This is a genomic window from Arthrobacter sp. AFG20 (assembly GCF_002892795.1).
Classification (GTDB): domain Bacteria; phylum Actinomycetota; class Actinomycetes; order Actinomycetales; family Micrococcaceae; genus Arthrobacter.
In genome coordinates this window covers 1-13716 of sequence record NZ_PJMC01000029.1, presented here as the reverse complement: position 1 = coordinate 13716, position 13716 = coordinate 1, and the positions used below count along the sequence as shown (strand labels likewise).

Below are 13716 nucleotides of genomic sequence, written 5' to 3'. Positions count from 1 at the left end.
CACCATGCAGACGCTGCACCGGTGAAAGTGCCGGCCGCAGCCCGTCATCAAAGGAGCTCCTGTGCCAATTTCGGGGATCGCCCTGTCAAACATCGACCGCAGCGTGAGGCCACAGGACGACCTCTACCAGCATGTGAACGGTGCCTGGCTGAAGGACACCACCATCCCTGACGACCGCGCGCTGGAAGGCACATTCACAGCCCTGCGCGACGGCTCCGAGCTGGCAGTCCGGGAAATCATCGAGGAAGCCGCGGCCAAGGGGTCCGGGGCCAGCGGCATCGAACGGAAGATCGGCGACCTCTACAGCAGCTTCATGGATGAGGCGGCCGTCGAGGCCAAGGGCCTGGACCCCATCCGCGGACGCCTGGCCGAGGTTTTCGCCACCGCCAGCATCTCCGAGCTGCTGGCACTGGCCGGCAGGCTCTTCCGTGCCGACGTTTCGGGACTCTTCTACATTTACCCGGCACCCGACGCCGGCAATCCCGACCGCGTTCTGCTGTACACGGGGCAGGGCGGGCTCGGGCTCCCCGACGAGTCCTATTACCGCGAGGAGAAATTCGCCCCCGTGGTGCAGTCCTACCGGGAGTACGTGGGCACCATGTTCAGCCTGGCCGGTGTGGCCGACCCGGAAGACGCCGCGGCCCGGGTGGTGGCACTGGAGACCGCCCTCGCCTCGCACCACTGGGACAACGTCACGCTCCGCGACCCGCAGAAGACCTACAACCTGAAGTCGGCCGACGCCGCGCGCGAGCTGTTCCCCCTGCTGGACACCTGGTTTGAGGCCGCGGACATCGCCCCGGAGAAGCGGCAGGAGATCGTGGTCAGCACCCCTGACTTCTTTGCCGGCGCCGCCGCACTGCTGGCCTCGGAATCACTGTCGGTGTGGCAGGAATGGCTTGCCCTGCGCATCATCAATTCGGCGGCCCCCTACCTGTCGTCCGCCTTCGTGGACACGAACTTCGCCTTCTACGGCACCACCATCAGCGGCACCCCGCGGAACAAGGACCGCTGGAAACGGGGCGTCGCCGTCGTCGAGGCGGCACTGGGCGAGGCCGTTGGCCAGATCTATGTGGCCCGGCACTTTCCGGAGGGCCACAAGGCCCGCATGCAGACACTCGTGGAGAACCTGATCGAGGCCTACCGGCAGAGCATCAGCGGGCTGGAATGGATGGGCGAGGGCACCAAGGCCGAGGCGCTCCGGAAACTGGGGGCGTTCCGCGCAAAGATCGGCTTCCCCGACGAGTGGATCGACTACACGGCAGTGGTGATCGACCCCGCCGACCTGCTGGGGAACGTCGAACGGGCCCACAACGCCGACGTCGACCGCCACCTTGACGAGGTGGGCAAGCCGGTGGACCTGAACAAGTGGCTCATGACGCCGCAGACCGTCAACGCGTACTACCACCCGATGCTGAATGAGGTCGTCTTTCCGGCGGCGATCCTCCAGCCGCCGTTCTTCACCGCCGACGCCGACGACGCGGTGAACTACGGCGGCATCGGGGCCGTGATCGGGCACGAGATCGGCCACGGCTTCGATGACCAGGGCTCGCAGTTCGACGGCAAGGGCGAGCTGCGCAACTGGTGGACCGAGGACGACCGCAAGGCCTTCGAAGCCTTGACCGGCCGCCTCGTGGACCAGTTCGACGCGCTGTCCCCGTACGCCGCGCCCGGCCACAACGTCAACGGCAGACTCACGCTCGGGGAAAACATCGGCGACCTGGGCGGGCTCACCATTGCCCACAAGGCCTACCGCCTCAGCCTTAACGGCCAGGAACCTGAGGTGCTCGACGGGCTGACGGGTGAACAGCGTTTCTTCGCTTCCTGGGCGGCCGGCTGGCGCCAGGTGATCCGCACCGAGGAGGCCGTCCGGCGGCTGGCCACTGACCCGCACTCCCCCAACGAGTTCCGCACCAACGCCATCGCCAAGAACCTGGACTCCTTCCACGCCGCGTTCGGCGTCACGGAGGAGGACGGGATGTGGATGCCCCCGGCGGAGCGCGTCAGCATCTGGTGAGTGCAGAAATGCCGGGCCGCCCTGTTCGGGGCGGCCCGGCATTTTCTTTGGAACAAAACCGCAGGCAGCTGCAGCACAGCCATCTAGTGCACGATCAGCTACTGCACGATCAGCTCGGGGTTGGCCTGCTGGCAGACGGTGTCGCCGGCTGTCTGGTTGACGATGTCCTTGGGAACGGTGGTCTTGCCGAACTTCGTTCCGGACGGGAAGTCGGAACCGAGGTACAGCTGCACGCCCGCGACACCGGACGACGGCGCCACCTGGGCGGCCGGAATACCGAACAGGGCAGCAACGTCGGCGGCGACGTCCGCGAACTCGGGTCCGTAGTACACCATGGTCTTTGCCGTGGTGTCGGCCTCCAGCTGCCCCACCTGGGTGAAGCCGCCAGCCACCAGGGCCTCAACGATTTCCTGGGTCCGGGTGGGCGAGCCGGTTCCGTTTGCCACGGTGATGGGCTGCAGCGTCTTGTCATATGGCGCCGCCGTCGCTGTGGGCTTGGGCGTGGCCGGCGGCGTGGAGCTCGCCGAAGGCTTGGGCGTGGCCGACGGCGACGGGGTTTCCTTCCCGTCCGGGTCCGTCAGGTCGACGTCCTTCCGCAGGGCGGCGAACAGCTGCGAGGCGGCCGGCTGCGCAGCTTCGAGCCGGTTGGGATCGCTGGCCGCAGGGACAGTCGGTGTCGCCACAAAGGCGACCTTGCCGACGTCGATCGTCTTCAGCCGGTTGCCGATGGTAACCATCGCCGGTACCGAGGCGAGCCCGTCGTCGACGGTGAGATTCTTGGTGATGACGTCGGCGATGTTCAGGAGCTGCGCCGGGTTGGAGAGGGTGCCGTCATCCTTGATCTTGCGGGTCAGTGAGGACAGGAAGCCCTGCTGGGCCTTGATGCGGCCAAGGTCGCCGCCGTCGGCGAACGCGTGGCGGGTGCGGAGGAAGGCGAGGGCCTGTTCGCCCTGCACCTGGGAGGTGCCCTTGGGCAGCTTCAGCCGCGAGTCGGGGTCGTAAACGGCGTCACTGATGCACACCTCGACGCCGCCCACGGCGTTCGACAGTTCCTTGACGGCGTTGAAGTCGGCCATCATGAAGTGGTCAATCTCCATGCCGGTCAGCTTGTTGACGGTGTCCACGGCGCAGCCGATGCCGGCCTCTTTCATGGCTTCGTTGATCATGATGCCGCTGCGGGCCGGGTACTGCTTGCCGGTCTTCTGGTCGGTGCACTTGGGGATGTCCACCAGCAGGTCGCGGGGGAAGCTGATCACGTTGACCCGCTTGTTGTCCTCCGAGATGTCCATGAGCATCATGACGTCGGAGTTGCCGTAGCCGGTGGAATCCTCGGTGCTGCCGTAATTCGAGTTCTTCCCGTCGCGGGTGTCGGACCCCAGGATCAGGATCTGCAGCCTCCCGGTGGCATCGTCCGTTGCGTCGGTGCGGCTGCTCCCGGCGCCGAGCGCGGCGGTGGAGATGTTGGACTGCAGTCTGAAGTACCAGTAGCCGGCAAAGGCGAGGCCGCCGACGAGGACCACAGCGACGACGGCGGTGGTCACCTTGAGCCACGTGGGCATGTGGCGCACATTCAGGTGCCGGGCAGCGCCCAGCCGGGCATCCTCGGCATGCCGGGCAGCTGGCTCGGAACGGGCGGGTGTGCCCGGTCCTTGGGCGCGGTTGTCGCGGCGTCGCACCACAGGGTGTACCTTCCTCGAAAAAATGGGATCCGGCCTATTTTAGTTGCCGTTTCTGGGAAAACGCCGGACATCCGGCGTTCGCGGCCCGGCGCGCAGGCGTTAGCCTTGGCGCGTCGGCGTCAGGGGGTCAGAACCCGAGCTTCACCAACTGCTTGGGGTCGCGCTGCCAGTCCTTGGCCACTTTGACGTGGAGGTCCAGGTAGATGCGGGTGCCCAGGAGCGCCTCAATGCCCTTCCGGGCGTTGGTGCCGACCTCCCGCAGGCGGCTTCCGCCCTTGCCGATGATGATCGCCTTCTGCGACGGGCGCTCCACGTAGAGGTTGACGCGGACGTCGAGGAGCGGGTTGTCTTCACTCCGGCCCTCGCGCGGAACGATTTCCTCCACCACCACGGCCAGTGAATGGGGCAGCTCGTCGCGCACACCCTCCAGCGCGGCCTCCCTGATGAGTTCGGCCACCATGACCGCCTCCGGCTCGTCGGTCAGCTCGCCGTCCGGATAGAGCGGAGGCGACGGCGGCATGTGGCTGATCAGGACGTCCGCCACCGTGCCCACCTGGAACCCGTCCGCGGCCGAGACCGGAACGATGTCCTTCCAGCCTTCCTCGCCCAGCACTTCCCTGCCGAGCTCGGCGACGGCCAGCAGCTGCTCCGTCAGGGCCTGCCGGTCCACCAAATCGGCCTTGGTGACGAGGGCAATCACCGGCTTGCGGCCCACGGCGGCGAGCTGCGCCGCGATGAACTTGTCACCGGGGCCGATCTTCTCGTTGGCGGGGATGCAGAATCCGATCGCGTCCACTTCCGAGAGGGTGTCCGCCACGAGGTCGTTCAGCCGCTTGCCCAGCAGGGTGCGGGGCCGGTGCAGGCCCGGGGTGTCCACGAGGATAAGCTGGGCGTCCTCCCGGTGGACGATCCCGCGGATGGTGTGCCGCGTGGTCTGCGGCTTGGCGGAGGTGATGGCCACCTTCTTGCCCACCAGGGCGTTGGTGAGGGTGGATTTGCCCGCGTTGGGCCGTCCCACCAGCACCGCGAATCCGGCATGGTACCCACCGAACGGTTCGCCGCCGTCGACCTTATTCTGCTTGCTCACGTGGAACTCCCTGTTGCATTGATTCGGCCTCGTCGAGAAGTTCTTCAAGGTCAGTGTGTTGTTTCGGCGCAGAGGCCGCAATGATATGGCTGACGCGGTTCCGGCGGCCCTCGAGCCGCTCGGCGCGCAGCGAAACGCCGTCGACATCCACGGCGCTGCCTACGATCGGGACCCGGCCCAGGGCCTTGGCCAGCAGGCCGCCCACGGTGTCCACCTCGTCGTCGTCCAGTTCGATGCCGAACAGCTCACCGAGGTCATCGATCCCCATCCGGGCGCTAACCCGGTACGTGCCGTCGCCCAGATCGACGACGGCGGCGCCCTCCGAATCGTATTCATCCACGATTTCGCCGACGAGCTCTTCGATCAGGTCCTCCAGCGTCACCAGCCCGGCCGTGCCGCCGTACTCGTCGATGACGATGGCCACGTGCGTGGATTCCTTCTGGAGTTCCCGGAGGAGGTCGCTCACCGGCTTGGAATCCGGCACGTAGCGGACCTCGCGGGCCAGCACATCCACCACGGGCGGTTCGGCCTCCGGATCCATGCCATGGATAGCGGCGGCCACATCCTTGAGGTAGATGATGCCCAGGATCTGGTCGGTGCTCTCGCCGATGACGGGGATCCTGGAATACCCCGAGCGGAGGAACAGGGCCATCGCGCTGTGCAGGCTCGAGCCGGCGTCGATGGTCAGGATGTCAGTCCGCGGCACCATGACGGCGCGGACCAGGGTGTCGCCGAACTCGAAGACGGACTGGATGAGTTCTGCCTCGTTGTCTTCGATCATGTCCGACTCGGTGGCCCGGTCAACCAGTTCGCGGAACTCCTCCTCACTGAAGTAGGAGTCGTCACCGTTGGGCGAACCCGGCGCTACGGCGCTGCCCAGCCGGACCAGCCAGGCGGGGATCGGTCCGAGTATCCAGGCCAGGAACCGGACCATCGACGCCGAATACCGTGCCACGGCCGCCGGATGCGAGCGGCCCAGCTGGCGCGGCGAGACGCCCACCAGCACAAAGCCCAGGACCGCCATGATGCCCGTCGCGGCCAGGCCGGCCAGCCAGACGTTGTCCAGCAAGCTGTAAAGCAGCACAGCCACGGCCACGGCGGAGGCCGACTCGAACCAGATCCGCCAGAAACGCAGGGCACGCATGTGCGTCATCGGCTGCTCCAGGATCCTCCGCAACGCCGGGCCCTGGCTCCCCTGCACGGCCTGCTCGGCGTCGTGGCGCGGCAGAAAGCTGAACGCCGCTTCGGCAGCAGTCAGCTGCGCTGCGGCACCAAGAAACGCCAGCGCCATGCAGACAAGGAGCAGGGAGGTCACTGGGTGGTCTCGGCCGGTGCTTCTTTGCCGGTGAATGCCGTCAGCAGTTCGCGCTGCAGGCCGAACATTTCTGCCTTCTCCTCGGGTTCGGCATGGTCATAGCCGAGCAGGTGGAGGATTCCGTGCGTGGTCAGCAGCAGCATCTCGTCCTGCGTGGAATGCCCGGCGTTGCGGGCCTGGACCTCGGCCACCTGGGGGCAGATCGCGATGTCGCCAAGCATCCCCTGCGGGGTGGGCTTGTCCGGGGTCCCCGGGGTCAGCTCATCCATGGGGACCGAGAGCACGTCGGTGGCCCCCGGCTCATCCATCAGCTCGATATGCAGCTTCTCCATGGCCGGCTCGTCCACCAGCAGGATGGACAGTTCCGCCTGCGGATGGATGTACAGCTGCTCGAAGATGAAGCGTGCCAATGCCACCAGCCGGGGTTCGTCCACCTGAATGCCGGATTCGTTGTTAACTTCGATGCTCATGCGTACTCTCCCGTAGTTCCCGGGGAACGGAATGCTTGACCCGGTTGCGTTGTGCTTCGTCCCAGATGCTGTAGGCGTTAACGATGTCCCCCACCAGCCGGTGGCGGACGACGTCGGCGGCGTCCAGAACGGAGAAGCTGACGTCGTCGATTCCGGTGAGGATCTCCTCGACGATGCGCAGGCCGGAGCGGGTTCCGAACGGAAGGTCCACCTGCGTGACGTCGCCGGTGACCACCATCTTGGAGCCGAAGCCAAGGCGGGTCAGGAACATTTTCATCTGTTCCGGCGTGGTGTTCTGTGCCTCGTCAAGGATGATGAAGGCGTCGTTCAGCGTCCGGCCCCTCATGTAGGCCAGCGGCGCGACTTCGATGGTTCCGGCCGCCATCAGGCGGGGAATGGACTCGGGGTCCATCATGTCGTGCAGCGCGTCGTACAGCGGCCGCAGATACGGGTCGATCTTGTCGCTGAGGGTGCCGGGGAGGAAACCCAGCCGTTCGCCGGCTTCGACGGCGGGACGGGTGAGGATGATGCGGCTGACTTCCTTCTGCTGCAGCGCCTGCACCGCCTTGGCCACGGCGAGGTAGGTCTTGCCGGTACCGGCGGGGCCGATCCCGAAGATCACCGTGTTCGCGTCGATGGCGTCCACGTAGTTCTTCTGGTTCAGTGTCTTGGGCCGGATGGTCTTGCCGCGGCTGGACAGGATGTCGTGGGTCAGCACCTCGACCGGGTTCTGCAGGGACTGGCTGCGGAGCAGCGCCACCAGTTGCTGGAGGACTGCCGGCGTAATCACCGTGCCGCGGGCCACGAGCCCCCGGACCTCGTGGAGCAGTCGCATGATCCGCGGAACATCGGCTGCGGGTCCGTTGATGGAGAGTTCGTTGCCGCGGACGTGGAAACTGACCGCCGGGAACTGGTCCTCGATGAAGCGGAGGGCCTCGTCGTGGCTGCCCAGCGACTGCACCATCTGATCAGAGTTATCGAAGATGACCACCTCCGTCCGGACACCGGGGAGAGTATGGGGGAATTCGCCCGTGGTGCGGTCCCCCGTATTGAGGCGGCGCTTTCCGTTTGCTGATTCAGTCATGGTGACGGCCTGGGGCCTTAAGTTCCCTCCAGTTCGGAAAAATAACTCATTTGCGTCTTTACATCTTACGCCAGCGCACGCATTGGCCTGCCGTCCGGGAAGGTCACGGCGGACCGCATTTCTGTAACGCGTTCCCGCAATTAGATATCAACTTTGTATCGGCCTCATATCGTTCCCGTTGCAGTTCGGCCGCCTGCCGTGAAAGGGACGGTGTGCCCCAAAGGCTCGTGTAATGCTGGAAAAGGAGCCCGCCGGCAACGGTCCGGCGTGCCCGCAAGCACTGCTCATTCGAAGGGATCGCCAGCATCAATCAGCCAGGAACTCCGGGCCGGAAAGTACCGCGGATTCGCTCCGTGCTCCTGTCGGCGCTGCTTCCTGCTGCCCTGCTGCTGTCCGGATGCATTGCCGATCCCGATCCTGCGGTGACATCCGCCAACTCTCCGACCTCATCGTCCCGCCGGGCCGCCGGCACGGACGGCGTTCCCACTACCAGCGCGCCGCTGGAAACAACGCAGTCGTCGAACAAGGCGCCCGTTTACTGGATCGGGCGAAGCAACAGTAACGTCTTCCTGTACCGCGAGTTCCGCGACGTTCCCGACGATGAGAACCCGATCACGCGGGCCCTGCGGGCCATGATGTCGGAGACGCCGCTGGATCCGGACTTCTTCACGCCGTGGCAGAACCCCAAGAACCTGGCGACGTCGATCTCGGGCACGAATGTCATTACCGTGGACGTATCCGCGGATGCCTTCAACAGCAACCTCGACGCAGACATGGCCCAGCGGGCCATCCAGCAACTGGTCTACACCGCAACTGCCGCCGGGGCCAGCTCGGGCCTGATCGACTCCGGCCAGCAGATCGAGGTGGTCATCCTGGTGGACGGGCACACCGATTACCTGGCGTTCAAGCATGTGAAGCTCGGCGCCCCCACGTCCCGCAGCGCCGGAATGGTGGCACCGGTGTGGATCATCGATCCGCAGCAGGGCACCGAAGTCAGCGACGGACGGGTCAAGATCGCCGGACGAAGCACCGTCCCCAACGGCAAACTCCACTGGCGAATCCTCAAGGTCCAGGACAACGGCGACAAGGAAAGCTACCTGACCGGGGAAGCCGTGGCCGCAGCGGATCCCGCCGCCTCCGGGGTTTTCGGCATCACGGTCAACCTCGCGCCCGGCAACTACGAGGTTCGCGTCTCCCAAACCGGCCCGGGTAAACCCGAGGACGAACTCAACGTGGACTCACGGGGGTTCACGGTTCGCTAGCGGTCCCGTCAGCAAAGCGTCCGCTGGCTGGAATTACCAGCGGCTGGAGCTACCAGCGGCCTGGATTACCAACGGCCCAGGACGTCGCTGGCCACCACGACACCGGCCGGTCCCGCCGTCGATGACCTCAGGACATGCGGGCCCAGCAGCGCCGTTACCGCCCCGGCGCTGCACAGCCTCGTGACCTCGCGGGGGCTGATGCCCCCTTCGGGACCAACGATGAGGAGGATCTCGCCGGGGTCCGACGCCTCCCGGCGCTCCTCCGACCACTTGCCCAGGACCCGCCGCAGCGGCGTCACCGCGTCCTCGTGCAGAATCACGGCAAGGCCGGCTTCCGCCACTTCCCTGGCCAGCGCCTGGGTGTCGACGGCGGGCCTAACCTCGGGGATCCAGGCGCGGCGCGCCTGCTTGGCGGCGGCCGTGACAGCAGACTGCCATTTGCCGTGCGCCTTGGCCGCCCGCTCGCCCTTCCAGCGGACGATGGAGCGTTCCGACTGCCATGGAATCACAGCGTCGATGCCCAGTTCGGTGGCGGTTTCAATCGCCAACTCGTCCCGGTCACCCTTGGCGAGGGCCTGCACCAGAACGAGGCGGATGTCCGGCCGCGGTTCCACATGGACGGAGGTGCATTCAACCGTCAGCTCGGCGGGGGCGGCTTCCGCCACCGTTCCCGTGATGCGTTTGCCGGCGCCGTCGGCAATGTCAACCTGCTCCCCCACCGCCAGGCGCTTCACGGTGACCGCGTGCCGGGCCTCGGCACCGCCCAGGACGAACACCGAACCGGGAACAGTGCTGTCCAGCGCGCCGGCCGGGGTGAAGAATACGGGGTTGCTCACCGCTACAGGTTACCGAGGCGGTCCCGCAGCTTGGCGAAGACGCCGCCGCCGGCCGCAAGCTTTCCCTCGGAGAACTGCTCGCCGCGGAGCTTGGCCAACTGCCGGAGCAGGTCCTCCTGGGCGGGGTCGAGCTTGGACGGCGTTTCCACCTGCAGATGGACCTTAAGATCACCGCGGCCGTAGCCACGCAGGTGGGTGACGCCCAGGCCGCGGAGGGTGATGATCTCGCCGGACTGCGTGCCTGCCTTGACGTCGATCTCCTGCTTGCCGTCGAAGGTTTCCAGACTCACTTCCGTGCCGAGGGCGGCGGCGGTCATGGGAATGTTCAGGGTCGCGTGGAGATCGTCGCCCTCGCGGACATACGTGGGGTCGTTGTTGACGCGGATTTCCACGTAGAGGTCGCCGGACGGCCCACCCGCGGGGCCGGCCTCGCCCTGGCCGGAGAGCTGGATCCGCGTTCCGGTGGCCACACCCGCCGGGACCTTGATGGTCAGGGAGCGTCGGCTGCGGATGCGGCCCTGGCCGCTGCACTCGTTGCAGGGGTCCTTGATGACGGTGCCGAAGCCCTCGCACGAGCCGCAGGGTGCGGCGGTCATGACCTGGCCGAGGATGGAACGTACCGCCCGCTGCACCTGGCCGCTGCCGCCGCAGATATCGCAGCGTTCCGGGTGGCTGCCCTCCCGGCAGCAGGACCCTTCGCAGGTGGGGCAGGTGACGGCGGTGTCTACTTCCAGCTTCTTGTTGATGCCGAAGACGGCATCGCGCAGGTCGATCCGCACGCTGATGAGCGCGTCCTGGCCGCGGCGGACGCGGGACGCGGGCCCGGAGGTGCCGCCGGCGCCGAAGAAGGTGTCGAAGATGTCCTGGAACGCGAAGCCCTGCCCGGCATACCCGCCGCCGCCAAAGCCGTTGTCCGTGCCGTTCTCGTTGCCGGTGGTGTCGTAGACCCTGCGCTTCTGCGGATCGGACAGCACCTCGTAGGCGTGGGTGACGGCCTTGAACCGTTCGGCGGCGTCTTCCCCGGAGTTGACGTCCGGGTGAAGCGAGCGGGCCAGCTTGCGGTAGGCCTTTTTGATCTCCTCGCCGGTGGCTTCCGGGGAGACTCCAAGAACGTCGTAGTGGCTGCTCAAAGTTCGTATCTCTTCCTGGTTGTACTGCCTGGGGTCAAAGGATGTCCGGGGCGCGCGGTCACGGGCCCAGAATCCTCGAAAGGTAGCGGGCCACCGCGCGGACGGCGGCCATGGTGGTGGGATAGTCCATCCGGGTGGGGCCGAGGATTCCCACCTTGGCGGTGGCGTCGGGGCCGTAGCCGGTGGCCACCACCGATGCCTCGGCCAGTCCGTCGTAGGGGTTTTCGCGGCCGATGCTGACGGCCACGCCCCGGGGGTCCTGCGCCATGTCGCTCAGGAGGCGCAGCATCACCACCTGCTCCTCGAGGGCTTCCAGCACGGGTCCGATGCTGAGCGGGAAGTCCACGTTGGACCGCGCCAGGTTGGCCGTTCCGGCCATGACCATCCGGTCTTCCCGGCTGTTGTGGGCGAGGCCTTCCAGCCCCTTGCCGAGGGCCACCGCCGCCTGGCGTTCCGCCGGCGTGCAACCCGCCACGACGGCGGACAGGTGCTGGGGCAGGATGGCCACCGGCGTTCCCGCCAGACCGGTCAGGAACCGGGTGCGGAGGGCGGCGAGCGTGTCGTCGGACAGGTCCTGGCCGGCGTCGACCACGCGCTGGTCGACCTTGCCGGAGTCGGCGATCAGCACGATCAGCACCTTCCGCGGCGCCAGCAGCACGAATTCAATGTGCCGCACCACGGCGCGGCTCAGGTGCGGGTACTGCACGACGGCGACCTGGTTGGTCAGCTGGGACAGGAGCCGGGCCGTGCGGTCCAGGACGTCGTCGAGGTCCTCCGACCCCTCGAGGAGGGTCTGGATGGCGCGCTTTTCCGCCGGGGACAACGGCTTGACGGCAGAAATTTGGTCGACGAACAGGCGGTAGCCCTTGTCCGTGGGAATCCTGCCTGCGCTGGTGTGCGGGGCCGTGATAAGGCCCTCATCCTCCAGTGCCGCCATGTCGTTGCGGATTGTGGCGCTGGAAACGCCCAGATGGTGCCGTTCCACCAGGGCCTTGGAGCCGACTGGTTCGCGGGAATGGACATAGTCCTCCACGATGGCGCGCAGCACCTCAAGCTTCCGTGGTTCGCTCACAGTCCACCTCCTTTTGGCCATAACCGCGCCGGGCGATATTCCTGCCCGTAAACGCTGTGGTTAGCACTCGACATGCCTAAGTGCTAACAAGTCTAATATGAGTCGCCGCGTTGTTAGCATTGGTACCGCTCCGGGCGAAATTCCGGGCGCCTGTCCCCCGGCGGCATGCCCGCGGCCGGAGCGGCTCCTTCCTAGCGCAGAGCGGTGAACGAATGCAGTACCAGACCTGGGGCCCGCAGGACATGACAGCGCCCGCCAAGAAGAGCCTGCCCGAGGTACCCGTGGAGCGCGGCATGGTGCTCGAGGACGTCCAGTCCGGCTGGGTGGGCGCAGTGACCCGGGTGGAGAAATCCGGCGGCATGCACGTGGTGGCGCTCGAAGACCGTCGCGGAAAATCCCGGTCCTTCAAGCTTGGCTTCGGATTCCTCCTGGACGGCCAGCCGATCCGCCTGATGCCTCCGGCGCCCAAGGCGAAGCCTGCTGGGTCGGGCACGGCCGGGCGGACGGCCTCGGGTTCGGTGCGGGTGGAAGGGCAGCGTGCCCAGGTCGCCAAGGCCAGTCGGATCTGGGTTGAAGGCAAGCATGATGCCGAACTCGTGGAAAAAGTCTGGGGCGACGACCTCCGGGTGGAGGGCATCGTCGTCGAACCACTGCACGGTATCGATGACCTGACGGCGGCCGTTGCTTCCTTCCGCCCCGGCCCCGGCCGCAGGCTGGGCGTTCTGGTGGACCATCTGGTCCCAAATTCCAAGGAGTCCAGGATCGCCGACGCCGTGATGGCGTCCCCCGGCGCCGCCGGAAACGTACTCATCGTAGGCCACCCGTACGTCGACGTCTGGCAGGCGATCCGCCCGTCGGTACTGGGCATTCCGCAGTGGCCCGTTGTTCCGCGCGGCACGGACTGGAAGACCGGCATCCTCACCGCCTTCGGCTGGCCGCACGAGACCAAGGAGGACATCGGCCTCGGCTGGCAGAAACTTCTCGGCGCCGTGCGCACCTACGCCGACCTTGAGCCCGCCCTGCTCGGCCGGGTGGAAGAGGTCATCGATTTTCTAACAGTGCCCTAATTCCTATCGCTACGCTCCCCGGATTCAGCGTTGAGCCCGCGATTGCCCCTACGGCCCGGTATCCTTGGTACGGCGGCACCGCACCGCGGCCCGGCGCCAACGCACTATCGCACCAACGCAAGCTTAAGGAAGACACCGTGGCACAAGACGCTCGCGACCGCAGGGACACACAGTCCGGTCAGGACCTGCCCCAGTACCATGGCGTTCCGGCCAATGCGCTTCCGCTGACCGCCAGCGAGGACCGGCAGTGGGCCACCCTGGCGCACTTCGGCGGCATTCTCGGCTGTGTTCCGGCCCTGCTGATTTACCTCATCTTCCGTGACCGCGGCCCGTTCACCGCGCAGGAGTCCAAGGAAGCCCTCAACTTCACGCTGCCGCCGACGATTGCGGCCTTCGTGGCCAACCTCCTGGTGCTGCTTCCCGTCGTCGGCAACTTGTTCGCCGTCCTGGCCACACTCATCTGGATTGCGCTGACCTGCTTCGCGGTGTCCGCCGGTGTCCACGTCAACAGGGGCCAGCCGCACCGGTACCCGTACAACCTCCGCTGGATCAAGTAACCAGGCCGGAATAGCCAGACAACAGCAACGCGGGGTCACTTTCAGCCCAATCCGGAGCCTCAAAGTCAATGGGTCGTTGCAACATGATGGTCACGCTGCGGCGGCGATGAGTTGGCGCATGCGTTGTTTGGGTGTTTCGAGGT

The 13716-nt window shown here is 66.4% G+C and carries 12 protein-coding genes; 4 read left to right on the top strand and 8 right to left on the bottom strand.

The genetic code is table 11. From position 1 onward, the window contains the following. Positions 1-61 precede the first annotated feature (61 nt). A complete protein-coding gene (locus CXZ05_RS21705) occupies positions 62-2014 on the top strand; it encodes a M13 family metallopeptidase (protein WP_102974530.1) in 1953 nt (650 codons plus the stop codon). 98 nt (positions 2015-2112) lie between these two features. Here CXZ05_RS21705 and CXZ05_RS21700 read toward each other — a convergent pair whose 3' ends face one another. The 5 genes from CXZ05_RS21700 to CXZ05_RS21680 all read right to left on the bottom strand — a co-directional run bounded on the left by CXZ05_RS21700 (position 2113) and on the right by CXZ05_RS21680 (position 7649). Then, the gene (locus CXZ05_RS21700) at positions 2113-3693 is read right to left on the bottom strand and encodes an LCP family protein (RefSeq protein WP_180987495.1); all 1581 of its coding nucleotides are present in this window, start codon (positions 3691-3693) and stop codon (positions 2113-2115) included. Between the two features lie 127 nt (positions 3694-3820). Further along, on the bottom strand, positions 3821-4780 hold the full coding sequence (gene era / locus CXZ05_RS21695) for a GTPase Era (protein WP_102974529.1): 960 nt from the start codon (positions 4778-4780) through the stop codon (positions 3821-3823). Then, positions 4764-6095 (bottom strand): hemolysin family protein, encoded by a 1332-nt coding sequence (locus tag CXZ05_RS21690; protein WP_102974528.1) that lies wholly within the window; start codon positions 6093-6095, stop codon positions 4764-4766. The genes era and CXZ05_RS21690 overlap by 17 nt, the downstream gene beginning before the upstream one ends. After that, the gene (gene ybeY / locus CXZ05_RS21685) at positions 6092-6565 is read right to left on the bottom strand and encodes an rRNA maturation RNase YbeY (protein WP_102974527.1); all 474 of its coding nucleotides are present in this window, start codon (positions 6563-6565) and stop codon (positions 6092-6094) included. Before ybeY ends, CXZ05_RS21690 begins: the two co-directional genes overlap by 4 nt. Next, positions 6549-7649: a PhoH family protein gene (locus tag CXZ05_RS21680; RefSeq protein WP_102974526.1), complete on the bottom strand. Its 1101-nt coding sequence runs from the start codon at positions 7647-7649 to the stop codon at positions 6549-6551. The genes ybeY and CXZ05_RS21680 overlap by 17 nt, the downstream gene beginning before the upstream one ends. Positions 7650-7993: 344 nt before the next feature. Here CXZ05_RS21680 and CXZ05_RS21675 point away from each other — a divergent pair, with 344 nt between their 5' ends. Continuing rightward, a complete protein-coding gene (locus CXZ05_RS21675) occupies positions 7994-8911 on the top strand; it encodes a GerMN domain-containing protein (RefSeq protein WP_102974525.1) in 918 nt (305 codons plus the stop codon). Positions 8912-8976: 65 nt separating this feature from the next. Here the strand turns inward: CXZ05_RS21675 and CXZ05_RS21670 are convergent, their stop codons facing one another. The 3 genes from CXZ05_RS21670 to hrcA are packed head-to-tail and all read right to left on the bottom strand — an operon-like array spanning position 8977 to position 11949. After that, positions 8977-9747, bottom strand: a complete 771-nt coding sequence (locus CXZ05_RS21670; RefSeq protein ID WP_102974524.1) for a 16S rRNA (uracil(1498)-N(3))-methyltransferase — start codon at positions 9745-9747, stop codon at positions 8977-8979. Between the two features lie 2 nt (positions 9748-9749). Further along, a complete protein-coding gene (dnaJ, locus tag CXZ05_RS21665) occupies positions 9750-10877 on the bottom strand; it encodes a molecular chaperone DnaJ (RefSeq protein ID WP_102974523.1) in 1128 nt (375 codons plus the stop codon). 58 nt (positions 10878-10935) lie between these two features. Next, positions 10936-11949 carry a heat-inducible transcriptional repressor HrcA gene (gene hrcA / locus CXZ05_RS21660; RefSeq protein ID WP_102974522.1) on the bottom strand — a complete coding sequence of 338 codons (1014 nt, stop codon included), beginning with the start codon at positions 11947-11949 and terminating at the stop codon, positions 10936-10938. Positions 11950-12161: 212 nt separating this feature from the next. Here hrcA and CXZ05_RS21655 point away from each other — a divergent pair, with 212 nt between their 5' ends. Beyond that, complete coding sequence (locus tag CXZ05_RS21655; RefSeq protein WP_102974521.1) at positions 12162-13016, top strand: DUF3097 domain-containing protein; 855 nt, start codon at positions 12162-12164, stop codon at positions 13014-13016. 137 nt (positions 13017-13153) lie between these two features. Further along, positions 13154-13573 carry a DUF4870 domain-containing protein gene (locus tag CXZ05_RS21650; RefSeq protein ID WP_102974520.1) on the top strand — a complete coding sequence of 140 codons (420 nt, stop codon included), beginning with the start codon at positions 13154-13156 and terminating at the stop codon, positions 13571-13573. Positions 13574-13716 lie beyond the last annotated feature (143 nt).

Coding starts and splice junctions, on each gene's coding strand:
- ybeY (WP_102974527.1), bottom strand. CDS start 6,565: ATGAGCATCGAAGTTAACAACGAATCCGGCATTCAGGTGGACGAACCC.
- CXZ05_RS21680 (WP_102974526.1), bottom strand. CDS start 7,649: ATGACTGAATCAGCAAACGGAAAGCGCCGCCTCAATACGGGGGACCGC.
- CXZ05_RS21655 (WP_102974521.1), top strand. CDS start 12,162: ATGCAGTACCAGACCTGGGGCCCGCAGGACATGACAGCGCCCGCCAAG.